Source organism: Paenibacillus sp. FSL M7-0802 (assembly GCF_038004945.1).
GTDB lineage: Bacteria > Bacillota > Bacilli > Paenibacillales > Paenibacillaceae > Paenibacillus > Paenibacillus polymyxa_B.
In genome coordinates, this window is sequence record NZ_JBBOSD010000001.1 from 4,258,916 (window position 1) to 4,282,062 (window position 23,147).

The 23,147-nt window shown below is 47.2% G+C and carries 23 protein-coding genes and 1 other annotated feature; all 23 genes read left to right on the forward strand.

Annotated elements, in window-relative coordinates:
• Positions 1-27 precede the first annotated feature (27 nt).
• The 23 genes from hemB (at position 28) to MHB54_RS19725 (ending at position 23,146) form a co-directional block, all read left to right on the forward strand.
• A complete protein-coding gene (gene hemB, locus MHB54_RS19615; protein ID WP_028541574.1) occupies positions 28-1,026 on the forward strand; it encodes a porphobilinogen synthase in 999 nt (332 codons plus the stop codon).
• Positions 1,027-1,056: 30 nt separating this feature from the next.
• A complete protein-coding gene (hemL, locus tag MHB54_RS19620) occupies positions 1,057-2,361 on the forward strand; it encodes a glutamate-1-semialdehyde 2,1-aminomutase (RefSeq protein ID WP_071558353.1) in 1,305 nt (434 codons plus the stop codon).
• Positions 2,358-3,272 (forward strand): RluA family pseudouridine synthase, encoded by a 915-nt coding sequence (locus tag MHB54_RS19625; protein ID WP_023989960.1) that lies wholly within the window; start codon positions 2,358-2,360, stop codon positions 3,270-3,272. Before hemL ends, MHB54_RS19625 begins: the two co-directional genes overlap by 4 nt.
• Before the next feature lie 126 nt (positions 3,273-3,398).
• Positions 3,399-4,730: a LysM peptidoglycan-binding domain-containing protein gene (locus MHB54_RS19630; protein WP_053325969.1), complete on the forward strand. Its 1,332-nt coding sequence runs from the start codon at positions 3,399-3,401 to the stop codon at positions 4,728-4,730.
• Between the two features lie 409 nt (positions 4,731-5,139).
• Complete coding sequence (locus MHB54_RS19635) at positions 5,140-7,806, forward strand: valine--tRNA ligase (protein WP_340981806.1); 2,667 nt, start codon at positions 5,140-5,142, stop codon at positions 7,804-7,806.
• Between the two features lie 36 nt (positions 7,807-7,842).
• Complete coding sequence (locus tag MHB54_RS19640) at positions 7,843-9,219, forward strand: bifunctional folylpolyglutamate synthase/dihydrofolate synthase (RefSeq protein WP_339200748.1); 1,377 nt, start codon at positions 7,843-7,845, stop codon at positions 9,217-9,219.
• A gap of 6 nt (positions 9,220-9,225) precedes the next feature.
• Positions 9,226-10,605 (forward strand): UDP-N-acetylmuramate--L-alanine ligase, encoded by a 1,380-nt coding sequence (murC, locus tag MHB54_RS19645; protein WP_013311605.1) that lies wholly within the window; start codon positions 9,226-9,228, stop codon positions 10,603-10,605.
• A gap of 167 nt (positions 10,606-10,772) precedes the next feature.
• The gene (locus MHB54_RS19650; RefSeq protein WP_023989956.1) at positions 10,773-11,993 is read left to right on the forward strand and encodes an SPOR domain-containing protein; all 1,221 of its coding nucleotides are present in this window, start codon (positions 10,773-10,775) and stop codon (positions 11,991-11,993) included.
• Between the two features lie 121 nt (positions 11,994-12,114).
• Positions 12,115-12,357, forward strand: a complete 243-nt coding sequence (locus MHB54_RS19655; RefSeq protein ID WP_023989955.1) for a DUF4321 domain-containing protein — start codon at positions 12,115-12,117, stop codon at positions 12,355-12,357.
• Positions 12,358-12,379: 22 nt separating this feature from the next.
• Positions 12,380-12,988, forward strand: coding sequence for a Maf family protein (locus MHB54_RS19660; RefSeq protein WP_028541578.1), 609 nt, complete (start codon positions 12,380-12,382; stop codon positions 12,986-12,988).
• A gap of 13 nt (positions 12,989-13,001) precedes the next feature.
• Entirely contained in the window at positions 13,002-13,694 is a 693-nt protein-coding gene (radC, locus tag MHB54_RS19665) for a RadC family protein (protein WP_340981809.1), read from the forward strand.
• A 105-nt stretch (positions 13,695-13,799) separates the two neighbouring features.
• Positions 13,800-14,834 carry a rod shape-determining protein gene (locus MHB54_RS19670; protein WP_013311600.1) on the forward strand — a complete coding sequence of 345 codons (1,035 nt, stop codon included), beginning with the start codon at positions 13,800-13,802 and terminating at the stop codon, positions 14,832-14,834.
• A 55-nt stretch (positions 14,835-14,889) separates the two neighbouring features.
• A complete protein-coding gene (mreC, locus tag MHB54_RS19675) occupies positions 14,890-15,711 on the forward strand; it encodes a rod shape-determining protein MreC (protein ID WP_023989952.1) in 822 nt (273 codons plus the stop codon).
• Positions 15,711-16,241, forward strand: a complete 531-nt coding sequence (mreD, locus tag MHB54_RS19680) for a rod shape-determining protein MreD (RefSeq protein WP_023989951.1) — start codon at positions 15,711-15,713, stop codon at positions 16,239-16,241. Before mreC ends, mreD begins: the two co-directional genes overlap by 1 nt.
• 82 nt (positions 16,242-16,323) lie before the next feature.
• The gene (gene minC, locus MHB54_RS19685; RefSeq protein ID WP_013311597.1) at positions 16,324-16,986 is read left to right on the forward strand and encodes a septum site-determining protein MinC; all 663 of its coding nucleotides are present in this window, start codon (positions 16,324-16,326) and stop codon (positions 16,984-16,986) included.
• Between the two features lie 3 nt (positions 16,987-16,989).
• Positions 16,990-17,787, forward strand: coding sequence for a septum site-determining protein MinD (gene minD, locus MHB54_RS19690; protein WP_013311596.1), 798 nt, complete (start codon positions 16,990-16,992; stop codon positions 17,785-17,787).
• Positions 17,788-18,127: 340 nt separating this feature from the next.
• Positions 18,128-18,973, forward strand: a complete 846-nt coding sequence (locus MHB54_RS19695) for a peptidoglycan DD-metalloendopeptidase family protein (protein WP_023989950.1) — start codon at positions 18,128-18,130, stop codon at positions 18,971-18,973.
• Positions 18,966-19,844: a M50 family metallopeptidase gene (locus MHB54_RS19700; RefSeq protein WP_023989949.1), complete on the forward strand. Its 879-nt coding sequence runs from the start codon at positions 18,966-18,968 to the stop codon at positions 19,842-19,844. The genes MHB54_RS19695 and MHB54_RS19700 overlap by 8 nt, the downstream gene beginning before the upstream one ends.
• A gap of 48 nt (positions 19,845-19,892) precedes the next feature.
• Positions 19,893-21,077, forward strand: a complete 1,185-nt coding sequence (locus tag MHB54_RS19705; RefSeq protein WP_340981812.1) for an Rne/Rng family ribonuclease — start codon at positions 19,893-19,895, stop codon at positions 21,075-21,077.
• 98 nt (positions 21,078-21,175) lie between these two features.
• Positions 21,176-21,263: a sequence feature (ribosomal protein L21 leader region), on the forward strand.
• A 13-nt stretch (positions 21,264-21,276) separates the two neighbouring features.
• Positions 21,277-21,588 carry a 50S ribosomal protein L21 gene (gene rplU / locus MHB54_RS19710; protein WP_013311592.1) on the forward strand — a complete coding sequence of 104 codons (312 nt, stop codon included), beginning with the start codon at positions 21,277-21,279 and terminating at the stop codon, positions 21,586-21,588.
• Positions 21,589-21,601: 13 nt separating this feature from the next.
• Positions 21,602-21,940, forward strand: a complete 339-nt coding sequence (locus MHB54_RS19715; RefSeq protein ID WP_340981814.1) for a ribosomal-processing cysteine protease Prp — start codon at positions 21,602-21,604, stop codon at positions 21,938-21,940.
• Positions 21,941-21,945: 5 nt separating this feature from the next.
• A complete protein-coding gene (gene rpmA / locus MHB54_RS19720) occupies positions 21,946-22,263 on the forward strand; it encodes a 50S ribosomal protein L27 (protein ID WP_013311590.1) in 318 nt (105 codons plus the stop codon).
• A gap of 145 nt (positions 22,264-22,408) precedes the next feature.
• The gene (locus MHB54_RS19725) at positions 22,409-23,146 is read left to right on the forward strand and encodes a Spo0B domain-containing protein (protein WP_053326604.1); all 738 of its coding nucleotides are present in this window, start codon (positions 22,409-22,411) and stop codon (positions 23,144-23,146) included.
• Position 23,147: the final 1 nt, after the last annotated feature.

Genomic DNA, 23,147 nt, shown 5'->3' on the forward strand with positions numbered 1-23,147 from the left:
ATGTATAAAAAATGGAGGTTTGTATTCATGAGTGTTCCTTTTACTAGACATCGTCGTTTGCGCCAGTCAGCTGCAATCCGCAGTATGGTGCGTGAGACGGTATTGAATCCCGCTGATTTTATCCAACCGATTTACGTAACATTTGGCACTGGAGTGAAACAGGAAATTAGCTCTATGCCAGGTGTATACCGTTTTTCTCTGGATCGGCTGGAGGAAGAACTGAAAGAGATTAGTGAGCTTGGCATTCCCGCCGTGCTCCTGTTTGGCATACCGGAAACAAAAGACAGTGTAGGGACTTCGGCTTTTGTGGACGATGGTATTGTTCAGGAAGCAACTCGTTTGATCAAGTCTCGTTATCCCGAACTGCTGGTTGTGGCTGATACTTGTTTGTGTGAGTTTACGGACCATGGACACTGCGGTATGGTACACATGCATGAGCATGATGGTGAGGTATGCGGTGAAGTATTGAATGATGAATCTCTGGAGGTGCTGGTACGTACAGCCGTTTCTCAGGCCAGAGCTGGTGCGGATATTATCGCGCCATCTAATATGATGGACGGTTTTGTACAGGCGATTCGGCAGGGGCTGGATCTAGAAGGCTTTTCACATATTCCGATTATGTCGTATTCCGTCAAATATGCGTCTGCTTTTTATGGTCCTTTCCGGGAAGCTGCTGATTCTGCACCGCAGTTTGGTGACCGTAAATCCTATCAGATGGATCCTGCTAATGCACGTGAAGCATTGCGAGAAGCGGAATCTGATGTGCTGGAGGGTGCGGATATGCTGATGGTGAAGCCTTCTCTTTCTTACCTGGACGTGATGCGCACGATTAAGGATCAATTTGATCTGCCTATGGTGGCTTACAACGTTAGTGGTGAATATGCCATGGTCAAGGCAGCAGCTCTTCAAGGCTGGATTGATGAAAAAGCAATGGTGCTAGAGATTTTGACAAGCATGAAGCGTGCGGGTGCAGATATGATTATTACCTATTCGGCCAAGGATGCGGCAAGATGGTTGAAGCAATAAGTCTATTTTCAGAAGATAGGAGTGGTCAGATTGATCGATGAACAACGAACAGTGCGCAAGGATACGAACTCCAAAGTAGCCTTCGATGAGGCAAAACAATACATTCCGGGTGGCGTAAACAGCCCGGTACGGGCTTTTAAATCTGTTGGGATTACACCTGTATATATCGACCATGGCGAAGGATCGCGCGTATATGATATTGATGGTCAATCCTATTTAGACTATGTATGTTCATGGGGACCGCTTATTATGGGGCATGCACATCCCGAAGTGGTTAAAGCTTTACAGGCTGCTGTTGTAAAAGGAACCAGCTTCGGCGCACCAACGTTGGCAGAAACTGAAATGGCCAAGCTCGTTTGTGAACGTGTTCCTTCCATGGATATTGTACGTATGGTTAACTCCGGAACTGAGGCGACTATGAGTGCGATTCGACTCGCACGCGGATTTACGAGCCGTAGTAAAATTCTTAAATTTGAGGGATCATATCACGGTCATGCGGACAGCTTGCTGATTAAAGCAGGCTCTGGTGTTGCGACCTTAGGCTTGCCCGATAGTCCGGGTGTACCTGAAGTCGTGGCCACCCATACAATCACCGTCCCTTATAATGATTTGGCTTCGGTGAAGCTAGCTTTTGAGAAATTTGGCGAAGAGATTGCCGCAATTATTGTCGAGCCAGTAGCAGGCAATATGGGCGTTGTACCGCCACAGCCTGGATTTTTGGAAGGTTTGCGTGAGGTAACCCAGCAGTACGGAAGTCTGCTGATTTTTGATGAAGTAATGACTGGATTCCGGGTTGGACTTCATTCGGCTCAAGGTCGCTTTGGTGTGACGCCGGATCTTACCTGTCTGGGTAAAGTGATTGGTGGTGGACTCCCTGTAGGTGCTTACGGCGGACGTCGCGATATTCTGGAGCAGATTGCTCCATCGGGACCAATATATCAAGCGGGTACGCTTAGCGGAAATCCGCTGGCTATGGCAGCAGGTTATTCGACACTTAAATTGCTGACGCCAGAAGTATACGAACGTCTGGAAGAGCGGGCAGCAAGGCTTCAAGCCGGATTCGAACGTAATGCGAGCGAGCTGGGTATCCCTGTCACGATCAATCGCGTGGGTTCTATGGTTTGTCCATTTTTTACAGAAGAAAAGGTTGTCAATTTTGACACAGCTAAAACGAGTAATCAGGACCACTTCCGCCGTTACTTTACTGAAATGGTGAATGAGGGAGTTAGTGTGGCACCATCTCAATTTGAGGGTATGTTTGTGTCGGGCGTGCATACGGTAGAGGATATTGATGCTACCATTGAGGCGAACTATCGCGCGCTCAAACGTCTATGAGCTGGCAAGGTGGCTGGAAAAGAAGAGGACCGTGGCTGGAAGTCACGCCAGGACGGGAAGTCACAGACGGGGAAAAAAACAGCGCTGATGCTGTAGATCAGTGGTTGCTGAATCGTTTGGAATTACCGGAAAAGCTGTGGCGCAGACTGCGTCATGAAAAAGAGATTGAACTTACAGGGGACCGGCTGCGGCTGGCCCTTTTTCCTGTAATGAACTTTGGCATCACCCCTCGTTGGTATGATTTGAAGGTACTGTATGAAGATGATTTTTGCCTGGTAGTGCATAAACCAGCAGGTATGGCAGTACATCCGGACGGCGCTGTGCAGGATGGTCCGCTGACGTTGGATCATGCTGTCGCATCCTACTATGAGATGAATGGCATACATGCGGCGGTACGGCATGTACATCGTCTGGATGTGGATACGACGGGCCCAGTGCTGTATGCCAAAAATGAATTTGCGTTGCTCAAGCTGGACGAGCAAATGAGAGCTAAGGATATCGGCCGCAGGTATGTAGCTTTGGTACGAGGGAAAGTACCTCCATCGCTGCGAACGTTGGATTGGCCTATTGGCAAGGACAGGCATCATAAGCAGCGCCGCCGTGTATCTCCGACTGGGCAGAAGGCGGTTACCCATATTGAACTTGGGGAAGTATGGGGAAGCGGTTCAAGTGCAGTGAGTCTCGTATATCTGACGCTGGAGACAGGCCGGACGCACCAGATTCGCGTACATCTTAGTCATGCTGGCTACCCGTTGCTTGGGGATGTATTATACGGGGGGCGGGCTACTGATTTTGGCAGGCAGGCGCTGCACGGAGAGCGTCTTATCTTCTGTCATCCGCTGAGTGGCGAAACGATTACCGTGGAGGATGCTTGGCCGGATGATTTTCAAAAGCTGCACAAACAGCTATAAAAGATGGCATGCCTTCTATTTTGGCGCATATACTTGAACCTAGAAACGGTTTGCAATATGGAGTTTCCGTGCGCCTGACCAGAAGTCAGAGGATGTGCGGAGACTGCCCAAAGGAGGATGCCATCCTTGAACAAACAACAGAATGATCAGCCGCAAGGCTTGCGTTTTGATATTTATGAACGCATTCATTTGACGGAGGAAGCTGCCGGGATTGCTGAGTTGGAGGAAATTGAGCTTCTGCCACGCATTCAGGTTGTAACCCACGGCGACCATGCCGCTTTGCGAGGGCATTTGCTGCTGGAGGGCGTGTACCGCACACCTGAACAGATCACGAGCGAGCTTCATCATTTGATCCCTGTGGAAATTACCATTCCGCTAAACCGCGTAGGGAGATTGGAAGATATCTCTGTCGAGATTGAAAATTTTGATGTGGACCTGCTCTCTTTACGTAGTCTAAACATTACAGGTGTTCTTTCTTTGCATGGCGTGGAAAGCTCGCACGCGGAGGAGACGGCGGTCTGGCTGGATGAGGAATTCACCGTAGTGCATGCACCTGAGCAACCGGTTCAATCCCATTCCGCCGATGGAGAGCATCGCCATGCAGAGGTCTATTCTACCAATGACTCGACCTCCGATTACGTTACAGACCCTGAAACCTCCTACAGAGTGCCAGCACAACAGGAGTCCGTTTCATGGGAACAGCTGTCTGAGGGCCAAGGAGAACAGAAGGCATCGTCGGAACAGCAAGCTTATGAGTCGGCAGTAGATCCTAACCGATTCTATGAGCCTTGGACGGGTAAAGCAGTTGAAGACAGCTCTCCAGAGGTCAAGCATGAGCATGGGTCTCCGGAAGTGTGGGGATTTCAGCAAGAGGAAGCATGGACAGGGGGGAATGAACCTAAAGTATCTTCCGCATCTCCCAATGTAGTATATGACCCTTTGTTGAATGAACCGCATCTTGCCACGGAGTCCGAGGTCTATTTGGAGCCACAGTTGGAGGAGAGTCAAGTAGATAACTTCGACTTCAGGCCTGAAGCGTCAGAACAGGTGAACTACGAGGCCCATGACACCTTTACTGAGGATAAGCCAGAGATGCGTGTGGCGCTTAACAGTAAAAAGGATGAAGGGGCAGACGAGCCAGACCCGGTTGTCTACTCATCATTGCTCCAATCCAGCCGTTCGGTGAAGGAAGCCGAATACCAGCAGCAATTGGAGCAGGAGCCGCAGGATCAGGATCAGAAAGCCGAAGAAGAGCGGGAGAATGCCAAGTGGAAGAACCTTTTTTTTCATACACAAGATGAAACACCTTTTCGCAAGGTGCGCTTATGCATTGTACAGCGCGAGGATACACTGGAAACCATAGCTGACCGTTATCAGCTCAGCACACGTGAGCTTCAACTGTATAACAGATTGGCGGAGCATCATGTGGAAGAAGGACAGGTATTGTACATCCCTTGATCCGGTTGCTGAAAAATGCACAGCGGGTGTTGACTATAGTCAATGGGAAATGTATGATGTGGTATAGTTATTGAAAGACTGAGATCGGGAAGAGTAGGCAGCAAGCCCTTCAGAGAGTGGAATTGCAGCGCTGTGAGGTTCCGCAGGAAGCTACTGGCCGAAGTCACCCGGGAGTCGCCTGTTTGAACGGTTCCTCATTTAATTCCTACGGAAGATAAGAGGTTCACGGTAGAATAAGGCCGGTCCGCAACCGTTATCTGCATAAAGTGTCACACCATGTGTAATGGATCAGTGGATACATACACTAGGGGTGAAACAAAGGTGGTACCGCGAGAGAACAGCCTTTCGTCCTTTGAGGATGAAGGGCTTTTTTTATTTGCCAATTGAAAAATCATGGAGGTATCCTGATATGTCAGAACAAGACAACAAGACAACCTTGGAAATGCCAACAACGTACGATCCAAAATCAGCAGAACAAAAATGGTACAAAACGTGGATGGAGAAGGGCTATTTCCGCGCCGGGCAACATCCAGAGGCAGAGCCTTTTACAATCGTTATTCCACCACCGAATGTTACAGGTATGTTGCATATTGGACATGCTCTTGACTTTACTTTGCAGGATATTATTATTCGCGCCAAGCGGATGCAGGGTTATGATGCCTTGTGGCTGCCAGGGGCAGACCATGCGGGTATTGCTACCCAAACAAAGGTAGAGCAAAAGCTGCGTGAAGAAGGCCTGACACGTTATGATTTGGGCCGCGAGAAGTTTTTGGAGAAAGTGTGGGAGTGGAAGGAACTTTATCTGGATAATATCCATAATCAATGGGAAAAGATGGGTTTCTCTCTCGATTATTCTCGTGAGCGTTTTACGTTGGATGAGGGACTGTCCCAAGCGGTACGCGAGGTATTCGTTACACTGTACAAGAAGGGTCTGATTTATCGCGGTAAACGCATCATTAACTGGGACCCCGCTGCACGTACTGCATTATCGGACATTGAGGTGGAATACAAAGAGGTGAACGGAAATCTGTATCACCTGCAATATCCACTGAAAGACGGTAGCGGATTTATTACGGTAGCTACTACACGTCCTGAAACGATGCTGGGCGATACAGCAGTAGCTGTACACCCGGAAGATGAACGCTACAAGCAAATGATTGGCAAAACGCTTGTGCTCCCAATCATCGGACGGGAAATTCCGGTCATTGCGGATGACTACGTTGATAAAGATTTCGGTAGCGGCGCGGTTAAAATTACACCGGCTCACGACCCGAATGACTTTGAAATGGGACAACGTCACCAGCTGCCACAAATTACGGTGATGGACGAAACGGGAACGATGAATGCCGAAGCAGGCAAATATCAGGGCCTTGATCGTAGCGATTGCCGTAAGCAAATCGTCGCTGATCTGAAAGAGCAAGGCGTACTGATTCGTATTGAAGAGCACGTACACCAAGTAGGCCACAGTGAGCGTACAGGTGTAGTTGTAGAACCTTATCTGTCCACACAATGGTTTGTGGAAATGAAGCCTCTGGCAGCTAAAGCGATTGAAGTGCAGAAGGCTGGCAACGGGGTAAACTTTGTACCGGATCGCTTTGAACGTACTTATCTGCATTGGATTGAAAATGTGCGTGACTGGTGTATTTCCCGTCAATTATGGTGGGGGCACCGTATTCCGGCTTGGTACGATGAGGAAACCGGAGAAGTTATTGTATCGGCGGAGGACCCTACAACTTTGCCTGAGTACGCTGGCAGAAAGCTAAAACAGGATGAGGATGTGCTGGATACTTGGTTCAGCTCGGCTTTGTGGCCGTTTTCGACACTGGGCTGGCCTGAGCAGACAGAGGACCTCAAACGCTACTATCCGACTAATGTCTTGGTTACAGGCTATGACATTATTTATTTCTGGGTATCGCGTATGATTTTTACCGCGCTGGAGTTTACGGAAGAGATTCCGTTCAAGGACGTACTTATGCACGGGTTGGTTCGTGATGCGGACGGTAGAAAAATGTCCAAATCCCTCGGCAACGGTGTTGATCCGCTCGACGTGATTGACCAATATGGTACCGATGCCATGCGTTATATGATTTCCACCAGTAGCACGCCTGGGCAAGACCTTCGTTTCCGCTGGGAGCGGGTGGAGCAGGCCCGTAACTTTGCCAATAAAATCTGGAATGCGTCACGCTTTGCGCTGATGAATCTGGAAGGCGTCACTTCGGCAGATATAGACATTACTGGTGACTTGAGCACCGCTGATCGTTGGATCCTGCATCGTCTAAACGAAACTTCACGCGACATCACGCGTCTAATAGATGCTTATGAATTTGGCGAGACAGGCCGCCTTCTGTATAACTTTATTTGGGATGATTTGTGCGACTGGTACATTGAGTTTGCGAAGCTTTCCCTATATGGCGACAATGCAGAGGCGAAAAAGAAAACGCAATCCGTACTTGCATATGTATTGGATCGGACGCTGCGCATGATTCATCCGTTCATGCCGTTTATCTCTGAGGAAATATGGCAGCATCTCCCGCATGAGGGAGAAACGATTACACTGGCCGCTTGGCCTGTTTATGATCCGGCTTTTGAGGATAAGGATGCAGTCGCTGAAATGAATTTGCTGATCGACGTAATTCGCGCTGTACGCAATATCCGCGCTGAAGTCAACGTGCCGATGAGTAAGAAAATTGAATTACTCATAAAACCCGGCGATCAAGCCGTTCTCAATATCATTAACCGCAATGGGGAATATGTACGTAGATTCTGTAATACGTCTGAATTCGACGCAGGATTAGAATTCACCGTTCCAGATAAAGCGATGACATCTATAGTTAGCGGCGCAGAGCTATACCTGCCGCTGGCCGGACTGCTTGATATTGCCCAGGAAATTAGCAGACTGGAAAAAGAACTTCAGCATTTGAACAGTGAAGTGGAGCGCGTGGAGAAAAAGTTATCTAACCAAGGCTTTGTGGCGAAGGCACCAGCTAAAGTCATCGAGGAAGAAAAGGCCAAGCAAGCCGATTACTCAGATAAGCGCGCTAAAGTTATCGCACGTATTGAAGAACTCAAGGGATAATTTCACTCACAATAAAATGACCTGAAGGTGAAGAGGATGTCAGATACGATCAGGGGCGGAGATACGGCTCCTTTACAAAGCTATGATGAAGCAGTGGAATGGATTAACGGCTTGATTCCGTTTGGCATCAGACCCGGATTGGAACGAATTGAACAGCTAATGAGTAAGTTGGGTGATCCGCAACGACATCTGAAGTTTGTGCATATTGCGGGAACCAACGGTAAAGGCTCGACTTGTGCCTTTCTGACCTCTGTGCTACTGAAATGTGGGTACGATGTCGGAACTTTTACATCTCCGTACATCACCCGATTTACGAACCGTTTTCAATTCAATGGGACCGATATTCCCGATGAAACGCTGGTTTTGCTTGCCAATCGCTTGTATCCGTTGGTGAAAGAAATCGCAGATAGTGAATTGGGATCACCTACGATGTTTGAGGTATCGACAGCGTTGGCTATTTTATACTATGCTACGGTATCTTTCCCAGATGTTGTGGTATGGGAGACAGGTCTCGGGGGAAGGATGGATGTAACTAATATCGTGAGTCCAATCGTCTCGGTTATTACGAATGTCGGCTATGATCATACGGATATTTTGGGAGATACGCTCGAACAGATTGCAAGGGAAAAGGCTGGTATCATCAAACCGGGTGTACCTGTCGTCAGTTGTGTTTCCCAACCCGAGGCTATTCAGGTCATACGTGAAACGGCGGCAAAGCAAGGAGCTACCTTGTACCTGGCAGGAGAACAGTTTACGTATGAACGGCTAAATGGGGATGAAACAGCTCAGACCTTTTCATTCGCGGGGCCCTTCCGACATATGGAAATTGACATCACGTTGTTAGGCGAGCACCAATGTTCTAATGCGGCAGGAGCTATGATGGCACTTGAGGTCCTACGTCAGTATATGGCTTTTGTGTTGGATGATGCAGAACTGCTGGAGGGCTTTAGGCAAACTGCCTGGGCAGGGCGTCTCGAACAAGTCAGTACCTCGCCGAGGATTGTCCTTGATGGAGCTCATAATCCAGAAGGAGCACAGACGCTGGCCAAGAGTCTTCCTCAAGTGTATTCGTACAAAAAATTGGTTTTAATGATGGGGATGCTGTCAAACAAGCATCATGAAGCATACTTGCAGCATATACTGCCACTAGTGGATACGCTTATCCTGACCGAGCCCGATTTTCGCCGCAAAATGAATGCCGCTGAATTGGCTCATCTCGTGGAGAAGCTGCGGCCGTCTTATGCCAAAACGGATTTAAAAATAATTGTAGAAGGTGACTGGAAAAAGGCTCTTGGCCTGTTTCAGTCACATACGGAAGCGGAAGATCTGGGGGTGGTGTCCGGCACGCTGTACCTTATTGCGGATGTACGGGCTACCCTTATGTATCAAACCGATTCGGAAAAAGGTTGGTGAAATTTGTTGATTACTTCGGAACATGTTCATTTTATCGGTATCGGCGGATACGGGATGAGCGCGATTGCTCGGGTCATGCTGGAGATGGGTTATACCGTGACTGGCTCAGATGTGGCATCACAAGAGCTGACAGAAAAACTGGCGGCAAAAGGCGCAAAAATATATATTGGACACACGCCTGAGCATATTGCAGGCGCGGATATCGTCGTCTATTCAACAGCATTGTCACGTGACAATGTGGAGCGGGTGGCAGCGGAGGAATTGAATATTCCAACTCTGCACCGTTCGCAGATGCTGGCTCGCTTGCTTAACGAACGTAAGGGAATAGCTGTTGCGGGTGCGCACGGTAAAACGACAACCTCTTCCATGATCGCTCTGGTTATGGAGAGATGTAACGTTGATCCAACGTATATTATTGGCGGCGAAATCACGAATTTGGGAACGAATGCCAAAGCAGGTAAAAGCGAGTTTGTCGTTGCTGAGGCGGATGAGAGTGATGGTTCTTTCCTGCAATATCATCCTTGGCAAGGCATCGTAACCAATATTGAAGCGGATCATTTGGAAAATTACGATGGCGACTTTAATCGTCTGAAAAGTGCCTATGTACAGTTTTTGAGTCAAATTCGACCGGATGGGGCGGCTATTGTATGCGCAGATGATCAGAACATCCGGGAAATGCTGCCTCAACTCCAGACTCGGGTCATTACTTATGGAGTGGAGCATGAAGCGGATTATATGGCGACAGATATCCAATTAGGTGACCGTCGATTAAGCTTCACTATGAGCCGCAAGGGAACAGCACTCGGAACGATCGAACTATCAGTGCCGGGTAAACATAACATGTATAATGCGATGGCGACTGTGATTTCATGTTTGGAAGCAGGGATTCCATTCGATCAAATCGCTGCGACAATTGTGGAATTTCACGGCGCGAAGCGTCGTTTTCAAGTACTAGGTGAAAGCAATGACATACTGATTATTGATGACTATGCGCATCACCCAACAGAGATTGAGGCTACGATTAGCGCAGCGAGAGCGACTGGCAAACGTATTATTGCTGTATTCCAGCCGCAACGCTATAGCCGCACCTTTTTCCTGCTCGATGCGTTCAGCCGCGCGTTTAGCGAGGCTAGTGAAGTCATAATTACCGATATTTATTCACCAGCGGGAGAAAAACAGATTGAAGGCGTGCATTCTTCCAAGCTCGTGGATTTAATCGTCCAAAACAGCAATGCGAATGCAATCTATTTGCCGACCAAAGAAGCTGTGATCGAGGAGTTGAAAGATCGCTTACAGCCGGGTGATCTTGTGCTGACGATGGGAGCGGGAGATATCTGGAAAGCAGGTGACGCGTTAGCGCGCCATCTTCGCGGACAGCAAGTGTAATACGTATAAAAATGAGCTGTTACGCCAATGAATTACATTTATTCGAGGGTATTCCGAACACGACTGTGTTTCGGGATACCCTTTTTTTGTAATGCTGGGGCATATATTCTTAGCTTGACTCATACAACAGACTATGAGGAAGTATGGGACAAGGAGGGAGTGCATCCATGAACAAGACCAAGATGACATTCCGGTTCGACCAACAGTTGCCGGAGACAAGCCGGGAGGATAAGCTACAGGTGCTTCCGTACAAAAACGAGTCGATTACGAACGAACAGCGTGAAACTGATAACTCGCATAAAGGAACGGAACGGAACAGAGGAATGAAGAAAAATACTGTAGCTACGCAAGAATCAGAGATCAACGAGCCTGAGGATCTGAACAAACGCATTTCAAGTCGGCGTTTTGCTCCAACATTAAGAGTACAAGAGGGATGGGATGACCCCTTTGGTCGTTCGGCGGCTTCCTGGTCAGATGCGGAAGTTCTACCAGATAGCCTGGAAGAGGATGAGGAAGCTTATCATTCTGTCCAAGAGTACAGAAAGCGTCCGCCCCACCCTTCAAGATGGAAACTGGTTGGCTCTGTAGCCAGCGCGCTGGTGACCGGAGGCATGTTTGGATATATTATGTTGTTACTGTTTAACGGAGGAGGCATGGTCCCGGGATCAGATCCTTCAGTAGAGGAGGCAGTACCGGTCTTTAAAGAATCTGTTGGTGTGGATGCAATATCTGCAAAAGAGAATTCTGTCCCTGTCACTGTCATAGAGGCTCAGGTACCTCCACAAACCTACTATTTGCTGCAATATGGGGTTTTCAGCACTCCAGAACGGGCCTTACAAGCAAAAGAAGAACTGTTGAAGGCAGGCATTGCAGCAGGAGGGGATACCGAGGACCAAAACCGGGTATATGCAGGAATATCGCCGGATAGGGAGCAAGCGAAGTTGCTCAGCAATCAGTTGAAAACACAAGGAGTCGATTTGTATGTTCGTGAGCTTGAATTGCCTGGATTCGAAAAAGCAGCTTACGGAGGCGAAGGTGATAAACTCACTAGCTTTTTTCAGTTAAGCAGTTCATTGGTGGGTAAGTTGAGCGGACTTTCCTCAACCTTGCTCGGAGAAGGAGGTCCGAATACGGTGCCAGCCTCCGACATGAAGGAGCTGAACGACCTGCATCAGCAGTGGACACAAAATATCACTGCACTTCCCACTGGGCTTTCGAAGGAAGCGGCTGTCTCCGCAACCTCACTTGAAAAGGCGATGAACAGTGCGATCTCTGCAATTGGGGAATATAACAAGAACACAGCCAAGGAACACATTTGGGAGATTCAATCCTCCATGATGGAATATGTTTTGCGTGAGAGGGAATTTATCCAATTCATAAAACAATAAGCTAACCATATTTTCCGGCAAGGAACTGGAAATAGTTCCCCATGCCGGATTTCTGTTTGTATTGCAGTACAAATCACCGTATAATAATGAAGGTGTCAAAAAATGGCGAGGGAAGATCAGGATGAAAAAAAATGTAGGAATGCTTATACTGTTTTTGTTGCTCGGTTGGCTCTTGGGTGCATGGATTGCCAAAGCCCTTCAATCGATCAAGTTCCTTTCCTTTCTGACCCACCCCACTAGGATATCTTGGTCGCCGAGAGCGGACCTGGATATTATCAGCTACAACATAACGATAAATTTTGAATTGAGCCTGCTTAGTCTGATCGGCATCATTGCCGCGTTCTGGCTGTACCGCAGGCTCTAACTGATGAAAAGGAGCTTCCCTTATGGACGGGAAAATTACGCCCCGCATTATTCTGGCATCGACTTCACCAAGAAGGAAGGAATTGCTCGCATTTTTGAGATTCCCCTTTGAGGTGGTGCCGAGTCATGCGGATGAGAGCACGCCTGAGAGCTGGACGCCTCAGCAAATCGTGGAGACCCTTGCGGCACGCAAAGCCGAAGCGGTCGTGAACACTGCCGCTCAGTCGAAGGAAGCCGGACTGGTGATTGGCAGTGATACCATTGTCGTGCTGGATGGTTCGGTATTGGGCAAGCCTGCCGACCATGCGGACGCGGTTCGCATGCTGACTGCATTGCAGGGAAGGACACACCGTGTGTACACCGGGGTAGCCTGCATACATACCGGAACCGGCGAAATGCTTGTCAGACATCGCCAAACGGAGGTTACAATGAAGCCTCTGAGTCAAGAGCAAATTGTGGCATACGTGAATACTGGTGAATCGTCTGACAAAGCAGGAGCGTATGGCATTCAAGGCATGGGTGCTACGCTGGTGGAATCTATTCAGGGTTGTTATTTTAACGTCGTAGGATTGCCGCTTTCCTTGCTGTCGGACATGCTGTCCGATTTTGGAGTGAATGTGTTGCGTCCATAAAGGGGATAAACATATGCTGGAGTCGCCAATACTGATGCTTCGCGACCTCCCCCATGAAGAACGACCAAGAGAGCGCATGATGACATATGGGGCGGATGCCTTAAGCAACGCGGAGTTGCTGGCAATATTGCTGCGTACAGGAACGCATAATGAGTCTTCGGTGCATTTAGCGCAGCGTATTTTGCAGCAGGCAGGAAATTTGCGTCAACTGGTGGATATGAGCTTGAGCGAGTTGACCCAGATTAAGGGCATTGGGGATGCTAAAGCGATACAGCTAAAAGCGGGTATCGAACTGGGGCGTCGATTAGCATTGTCTCGCCATTTGGAGACCCCGGTGATTAGTTGCCCGCGGGATGTGGCTGATCTGCTGTTTGAGCAGCTTCGTTATTTGCAGAAAGAGCATTTTGTATGCTTGTTCCTTAACACTAAAAATCATGTCATTGCTCAGGAAACACTATCTATGGGTAGCCTGAATTCTGCCATCGTGCATCCTCGTGAAGTATTTCGGGCAGCAATCAAATGCAGCAGCGCTTCAATCATTTGCGCTCATAACCATCCGAGCGGTGATCCGAAGCCAAGCCCGGAGGATGTCCAGTTGACTCGCCGCCTGATGGAAGCGGGCAACATCGTAGGTATCGACGTGCTTGATCATATTGTGATCGGGGACGGGACCTTTGTAAGTTTGAAGGAACAAGGTCTGATATAATATAATATTTAAATCAAACATTTAAACACGACCGGATAATCCGGCCTGAATAAACCGTTTATACATGGATAACAGATTTCAGGGAAGAGAAAAGGAGATTACATCATGCTGGGTGGCTTTACAAAAGATTTGGGAATAGACTTGGGGACGGCAAACACGCTTGTATACGTAAGAGGTAAAGGAATTGTGGTTCGTGAACCATCTGTAGTCGCTTTGCGTACAGATACAAAAACCATTGAGGCTGTTGGTGAATCTGCGAAAAAAATGATCGGTCGCACACCGGGAAATATCCGTGCGATTCGTCCGATGAAGGACGGTGTCATTGCTGATTTTGATACGACAGCAACGATGATCAAATATTTTATCCGTCAGGCGCAAGCACAACGCTCTTTGTTTCCGCGCCATCCGAACGTGATGGTTTGTGTGCCTTCAGGCATTACTGCGGTGGAGCAGCGTGCTGTTGAAGATGCGACGAAGCAAGCAGGCGCAAGAGAGGCATATACGATAGAGGAGCCGTTTGCAGCAGCAATTGGCGCTGATCTTCCTGTATGGGAGCCTACAGGCAGTATGGTTGTCGATATCGGTGGAGGTACAACCGAAGTGGCAGTCATTTCCCTGGGCGGGATTGTAACAAGCCGCTCCGTGCGTGTGGCTGGCGATGAAATGGACGAGTCCATCATCCAATACGTGAAGCGCCAATACAATCTGATGATTGGTGAACGGACTTCAGAGCAACTGAAAATGGAAGTTGGTTCAGCTATGCCATTAGAGCAAGTGGAAACCTCAGAAATCCGCGGACGTGATCTGGTAACAGGTTTGCCGAAGACGATTACGATTACTTCTGATGAAATTAGCGAAGCGTTATCGGATACAGTCAATGCAATCGTGGATGCGGTCAAAGTAACACTGGAAAAATGCCCTCCCGAGTTGGCAGCGGACATCATGGATAGAGGAATCGTACTTACTGGTGGTGGAGCACTTCTGCGTAATCTGGACAAGCTGTTGGCAGGTGAAACCGGAATGCCGGTGATCGTAGCGGAAAATCCTCTGGATTGTGTGGCAATCGGTACAGGCAGAGCGCTGGAAAATATTCATTTGTTCAAATCGCGCAGCAGTTCTGCCGTCCGTTCCAAACGTTGAATCGGGGGTGTAGGAACTGTTTAAGCTGTTTGGCAATAAAAGACTATTTGTTCTATTGATCGGAATCGTTCTGTTTATTGCCCTTATGGGGATTACACTTGGACAGAGAAATTCCTTAACCTGGCCCGAGAAGTTCGCCAGAGATTCAATTGGCTTTGTGCAAGGTATCTTTTACAGGCCCGCTTCAGCAATAGCGGGCTTCTTTGAAGATATCGGAAATATGCGCAGCATCTACGAAGAAAATGAACGGTTAAAAATTGCTGTAGCAAAGCTGACTCGTGACCAGATTCAGACCCATAATTATGTTGAAACAAATGCCAGACTGCAGAATGAACTGAAGTTCACCCAAACGCAAAAGGCGAAGAATAATTATGATTATCGTGTTGCTCAAGTGAACAGTGTCAGCAATGATTCCAAAACGCTTGTGATCGATATTGGTGAGAAGGACGGAGCGAAGGTTGGTCAGGAAGTCAGTTCGCTTGAAGGATTTGTAGGAGTCATTAGTCAAACGGGGAATTTTACGTCCACCGTTACACTGTTGACTACATTGGATCCTAAAAATCCGAATTCTTATGCCATTGCAGCGACAGTCTTGGGCAAGGAAAATCAATCGTTTGGTATGATTGAAAGCTATGATCCGGGTACGAACAGATTTCAAATGACTCGCATTGAGGAAAAAGATCCAATCGCAAAGGGTGATCAGATTATTACGTCTGGCGCAGGCGGGAAATTCCGCAAAAACCTAATGATTGGAACGGTAGAGAAGATTCAGGTTGGGGAGTTTGGCAAAACACGGACAGCGATTATTAAACCGGCAGCCAGCTTTGTGGATTGGAAAGAATTGCTCATCCTCTACACTCCTGAGGTACCGGAATAATGAAGATGCGCGGTCAGGTTCTAATACTGCTGCTGTTTGTACTGTTTATAGCTGAAGGGACGATTCTTCCATGGCTTCTTCCGGATAGTTGGCATTCAAGAATGGTTCCGAATTTTGTGTATGTCGTGATCTTGTTTGTGTCTGTGTATTACAGCCGTCATACAGCATTGGTGCTAGGTATTGTTTTTGGACTTATTCATGATGTAGTGTTCTACGGGTTTATCATTGGACCTTATTCTTTTGCAATGGGGTTGTCTGCATACTTATTGGGGCTTGTTTTTACAGCTCGACGTGCGCAGATGCCCATTATGATGGCAGCCGTGTTGATTGGTAGTTTCCTGCTGGATTCTATGCTATTTGCTATTGATCAGCTGTTCCAGCTGAATCATCAGACTTTCAATTGGGCACTTGCTCAGTATATGATTCCTGATTTATTTATCCATTTTCTGTTCGCCCTCATCATTTATGTCCCAGTTCGCAAGCAATTGCAGCGTTTGGGTACCCGTGTGAAAAAGGAAGAGGCTGTCTAGGTCTTTTTACACACATTTTGTCCGGGTTAGCAGGGATTTGACGTCCCGGGGACGAAATGATTGAGATAGGAGGGACAGGCTAATGGCGGTGAAATCGAATCATGTCACGATTAAAGGCATCAAAGATGGCCTGGTATTCCTGCTGGACGATCAATGCGAGTTTGAGGATTTGCTGGGTGAGCTGCGTTTTAAGCTGGAGCACAGTCATCAAAATATTTTAACAGGCCCGATCATTCATGTGGATATTAAGCTGGGAAGCCGAGAAGTGACAGAGGAACAGAAGGAAAGTATTCTGGAGATTTTGAAGCAGAAGGGGAATCTGCTCATCAGGTCTGTAGAATCACCTGGACTGCCTGTGGAAGTGCAGGGAAAGCCCCCTATTCACACGGTGACAGGGATTATCCGTTCTGGTCAAGTGCTTCATCACAATGGGAACCTACTCTTTTTGGGAGATGTAAACCCGGGTGGAATTATAACATGTACTGGTGATATTTATGTCCTCGGCGCTTTGCGAGGCATGGCGCATGCAGGGATGGAGGGAAATAGTGAAGCGATTATTGCGGCTTCCTATTTTGCACCGACACAGCTGCGAATTTCCGAAATGATCAGCCGTCCACCAGACGAATGGGAGACACGTGAATCCGGTATGGAATTTGCGTATCTCAAGGATGGCGCTATGCAAATAGATAAAATGAGCAATATTGTGCGTCTGGGCCGCGATTTTAACGTGTTCAAAGGGGTGTAGCACATGGGAGAGGCTATCGTCGTCACTTCAGGAAAAGGCGGCGTCGGCAAAACGACGACGTCAGCCAATATAGGAACAGCGCTTGCACTGCTCGGCAAAAAGGTATGTTTGGTGGATACGGATATCGGTTTGCGTAATCTAGACGTTGTGATGGGTCTGGAAAACCGGATTATTTACGACCTTGTTGATGTAGCGGAAGGTCGTTGCCGTTTAAATCAGGCACTGGTTAAGGACAAGCGTTTTGAGGAGCTGTATATGCTGCCAGCCGCTCAAACCAAGGACAAGAGTGCTGTTACGCCGGAGCAGGTTAAGGATATTATTTTGGAGCTTAAAAAGGATTTTGAATATATATTGATCGACTGCCCTGCGGGTATTGAACAAGGCTTTAAAAATGCCATTGCCGGAGCGGATCAGGCCATTGTTGTGACCACTCCGGAAAATGCAGCCGTACGGGATGCAGACCGGGTAATTGGTTTACTGGAAAGCTCACATGTGATATCACCCAAGTTGGTGGTTAACCGCATTCGCAATAGCATGGTTAAATCCGGAGATATGCTGGATATTGACGGGATTTTACAAGTGCTTAGCATAGACCTTATTGGGATTGTGCCGGATGATGAAATGGTAATTAAAGCAGCTAATACAGGGGAGCCTACCGTTATGAATCCAGATTCACAGGCTGCGATTGCTTACCGTAACATTGCGAGACGGATTTTGGGCGATACAGTGCCCCTCATGCAACTGGACCAGAAGAAAAGCGTGATGACACGCTTTAAGAAGTTTTTTGGTATGGGTGGATGAGGAAAACAGGAAGTTATGACTGGTAAATTGCTTCTACACTTCCTACGTGATTTTCCATTGGTTCTAAGGTAGGAGCTGTAGTAGTATTCATTTGTAATACTAGACACTTAAATAAGTAGTAATCTTATTTAAGTGTTTTTGGTTTGTTTTTTTAATTTCCATAATACAGTTTCTCAAAATTTAGGGTCACTACATAAATATCATAAATACAAAACATAACCGGTGCACGAGCGCCGGTTTTTTTTGATTTTTAGGTGCGTATTCCCTAACCGGACAACATAAGTTGAAGCCCGTCCTCATAAGATGTATCAAACATACCTCGCTGAGGGGGCTGAACAGGATGAATAAAAATTCCGGAATCAAGCAGCGCAGAGAAGAACGTATACAGCAGCTAATCGCGGGAAGCAAAGCGGAGACGTATCCCTCTGGCATATATCAGAACAGGCACGGGGATAAAGATATGAAGTCGATGCCTATAGTCAGTGCCAACTCGCCCAGAGACCCAGAAACTGAGTGGAAAAATGAGCGGCAACGCTGGCAGCAATCTTTTGGGACGAATCGTGGTCCGTCTTTTTGGACTTCCTTTTGGCGAAGATCAGTCATAGCAACGGTGTTATTTGGAATGGTATGGGGAATGTTTCGTTGGGATATTCCCTATGCAGTGAATTTGAGAATGTTTATTGCGGATGCCTTGAATAAGGATATGGATTTTGCAGCCGTCGGACAATGGTATGAAACTTATTTTGACGGAGCTCCTTCCTTTTTGCCGATTTTTGGCGAGGAGCATGAAACGCACAAGGTTGATGCAAGTCGAAAGGGATCTCCACCGATCGAAGGCAACATAACACAGCCTTTTGTACTGAGCCTTAAAGGAGTAGAAATTACGCCGAATGTTACCGACAACGGGGCAATCGCTGTTAAAAGTATAGATGCAGGACGAGTATTAGACATATTAAATCATCCCAAAAGCGGGATTTCGGTTACAGTTCGACACACTGGCGGTATCACAGCAACTTACGGAAGGCTTTCCCGCTCTACCTTAAAAGTGAACGACTGGGTTCAGGAGGGAGATGAGATCGGTGTACTGCCAGCAAGTCACAGTGGCAGCGAGGCGGCAACTTTGTTTTTGGCAGTTCAGAGAGGGGATCAATACATTGACCCGTCGGAAGTGGTAGCCCTTGATTAATGTCCGAGGGGTGACCTTATCATTACATCCACTGTTTGTATTGGTTATGCTGACCTCTATATTAACTGGACATTTTATCGAGATCATAACTTTATTTACATTGGTGTTTATTCATGAGCTAGGTCATGCGACAGCTGCTTCGTTGTTGGGTGCGCGGGTGCTTTCCATACAGATGTTACCCTTTGGAGGAGTGGCGGTCATTGAGGATCAGGGGAAGCTCAATGCGTGGAAGGAGATTGTCATTGCGCTAGCGGGGCCCCTGCAAAACGGAATCATGATCATCATCCTTTTGTGGTTCAGAAATGTGAGTGGGCTGGAGTATGATTATGTAAATTATATAATTCAGGGGAATGCAGTTATTGCACTGTTTAATTTGCTGCCCATTTTACCACTTGATGGTGGAAAAATATTACAGTCATTGATTAGCTTATCTTGTTCTTATCACCGCACATTAGTGTGGACTTTTAGAGCCAGTATCGTAACGAGTCTGCTATTTTGTATGTATGGTATTTCACCGTTGTTAAGGCAAAATGGACCTATGCATTTAAATCTGCTGGCGGTAGGGATTTTTTTGCTTTATTCTAATATTGTGGATTATCGGAATATCCCTTACCGTTTTATACGGTTTTTGCTGGGGAGGGACGAGCTTTTTTACCGCGAAGTAGCTAAGGGGAGTATTGCCTTACCTATTGTATCCCTGCCAGTGAAACATTTGGAGCCTATTTTGCGTCTTTTCAGAAGAGATCGGTATCATATGGTTTATGTAATGAATGAACAGGGACGGATTGTAGCCGTACTGCCGGAGCAACGTCTTATTCGCTCTTATTTTGCGACACGCCCGCCAGATGGTGGAGAACCCAAGCCCAAATAATGTTTTATGAGTTAAGGAAGAGGCTGTATCCAGAGAGGTTGAAAAACCATGAAGCAAATGATTGTACAATGCCAGCAGCAGATGACCCAAATGGCGCTGTTGGAAGAGGGACGATTGGTTGAATATGCGGCTGAACTACCGCGAAAACGGGGAATTCTAGGTTCTTTTTTCAAAGCGAGGGTGGTCAATGTGCTACCAGGTATGCAAGCCGCCTTTGTTGACATTGGACAGCGAAAGAATGCCTTTTTGTATGTAGATGACGTACTTCATGCTCATTTGGACAAGCAGCCGGAGGTAAAGCCATCCATTTCAGAAGTGTTAAAGGTGGGGCAGGAAATTGTAGTGCAGGTATTAAAAGAGGCTGTTGGTAGCAAGGGAGCCAGGGTCACCACTCATTTTTCACTTCCGGGTCGCTGGATCGTATATATGCCCCGTGCTGATTATGTGGCCGTATCCAAGAAGATCGAACGTGAGGGCGAACGTACCCGTTTGAAAGCAATGGGAGAGCAGCTACGCACAAGTGAGGAAGGACTCATAATCCGTACCGTTTCGGAAGACATGAGTATAGAGGCGATTGAAAATGATTTAAATCAACTGCGTAAGCAGTGGGCGGTTATTCAGCGTAAAGCTGGTGAACACTCGGCTCCGTGCGAATTACATCGGGATTTAAGTATCGTTCAGCGATTGATTAGGGATGTGTTTACACCTGAACAGGATGAACTGGTTATTGACAGTGAAGAGCAAGCAAAGGACGCAGAAATAATGCTGCAACAGATTGGTCCTGCGAAAGCTCATGTAAGTATATTTCGTGGTGCAGAAGAAACAATTTTTAAAGCTTATGGCATTCATGAGCAGCTGGAACGCGATTTTGCGCGAAAGGTATGGTTGCAGGGCGGCGGTTATATTGTCATTGATCATACGGAGGCATTAACCGTCATTGATGTGAATACGGGGAAGTTTACGGGAGGCAGTAATCTGGAAGAGACGGTGACCCAGACTAACATTGAAGCAGCCGAAGAGATTGCCCGCCTGGTACGTGTGCGTGATATTGGTGGTATCATCATCATTGATTTTATTGACATGGAACAAGAGGAGAATCGTCGGGAAGTATCCTCTGTGCTGGAAGCAAGATTGAAGAAGGATCGGACCAAATCTTATGTTGTCGGTTGGACGCGGTTAGGTTTGCTGGAAATGACCCGTAAAAAAGTGCGTGAGGAAAAGACGCTCGTGTAGAGCGGTGCGTAATCAAAAATCATTTTAAAACTAAAGGTTGAATGTGTAGAAAGCTTGTGCTACAATCATTTAGTATGTGTGATGCGTAAGATTGGCTGCACATGCTGTAACCGCTCCAATCAGGTACTGAAGTGCAGTATCCTAAGGGAATCTGTCACCTGCTATTAGGCGAGTCTGAGACATAAGGAGGTGCAAGCAAATGTACGCAATTATCGAAACAGGTGGTAAGCAATACAAAGTTCAAGAGGGCGACGTATTGTTCATCGAGAAGTTGGAAGCTAATGATGGTGAAACTGTAACGTTCGATCGTGTTCTGGCAGTGTCCGGCGACAATGGCTTGACAGCAGGTACACCGCTTCTTTCTGGAGCTTCTGTAACAGCTAAAGTTGAGAAGCATGGTCAAGGTCAAAAGGTCATCGTATACAAATACAAACCTAAAAAGAACTACCATGTGAAGCAAGGTCATCGTCAACCGTACACGAAAGTGACGATTGAAAAAATCCAAGCGTAAGAGGGTGCGATAAGTGATTATCGTGCGTATTACACGACTGGAGGATGGCAGCATACAGGGGTTTTCCGTTAAAGGGCATGCGAATTTCGCTAAATCTGGCGAGGATATCGTATGTGCTGGCGTTTCAGCGGTAACGGTAGGAACTGTCAATTCGATTGAAGCTCTTACGGACGTTGAGATGGAAACGGAAATGGAAAACGGCTTTTTAAGCGCGTATCTTTCTCCTGAAAGTTATCATGATGCGAACGCACAGGTTCAACTGTTGCTGGAGTCCATGGTGATTATGCTGACAAGTATTGCTGAATCATACGGTAAGTATATTCAAATAGAAAATAATCAAAGAAGGAGGTAGACATCATGTTGAAATTGACATTGGATCTTCAATTATTCGCATCGAAAAAAGGTGTAGGTTCCACAAAAAACGGACGTGACAGTAGATCGAAACGTCTTGGAGTGAAACGTGCTGACGGTCAAGCAGTTACCGGCGGTAGCATCCTGGTTCGTCAACGCGGAACGAAAATTCACCCGGGCACGAACGTGGGCATCGGTAAGGACGACACTCTGTTCGCGAAAGTGGACGGCGTTGTGAAGTTCGAACGTTGGGGCCGTGATCGCAAAAAGGTGAGCATCTACCCGATCGACGTTGCTCCAGTAGCAGCTACTGTAGAAGCTTAATAGCGGCTTAGACACGCTGAAAAGCCTCCGGCACTTTTGTCGGAGGCTTTTTTGCATGATGGTAATGAACTGGAAAGTTAGTCTGTGCTATACTGGATTAAGGTTCTTTAATAATCCATTTAATTTCGCAGAACGGAGAGAAGCCATGTTCCAGCGGATAAGAGCGCCTTATCTGGCGTTGGGTTCCATTCTGATTCCTTTGGTTTTTTCACTGCTCTATCCTGAAGTATTAACGATTATCTTATTAGCAGTATGGTCTGTAGTTGCTGCATGCTTTGGTATGTGGTATACGCAAAGACAGGTCGAGTATGAGCGGAAAGCTGCTTTGCGTTCTTTTGAGCGTACAGCGATTTCAATGCTTAACCATCATCGGCATGACTGGATGAATGACTTGCAAGTGCTTTATGGATATATTCGTATGAATAAGCATGATAAATCTGTTGCTTATGTGGAAACAATAAAAGGGCGCGTGGCGGAAGACAGTAAAATATCTAAGTTGGGTATTCCCTCACTGGTGTTTTATTTGCAGTCTTTTCGCGTGAACGCCGGTAATTTACAGTTGTCGGTACAGGTTGAGGAGCAGTTAAAGTTAGACGCTGTCATGTCTCCCGAAGACGGCGAGTCGCTTGCCTCGGCCGTCATAGAAACGGTGCGTGCGTATCAATATGGCGGGGGCCGGTCGTCCTGGGGAGAAGTGCGCAGATTGACACTTTTTTTCGGTATGGATCAGAATGATGTTATCGTCCGTTTTGAAGGAAGTGACATACCTGCGGATTTGAATATCCTGAAGCGGGTCAGATCCGTACTCGGAAGTGAACGCATTCGAACAGAGAAGCTCCCTACGGGCGAAATGTTTCAAATTCGGATGCAGTGCCAGACATAAG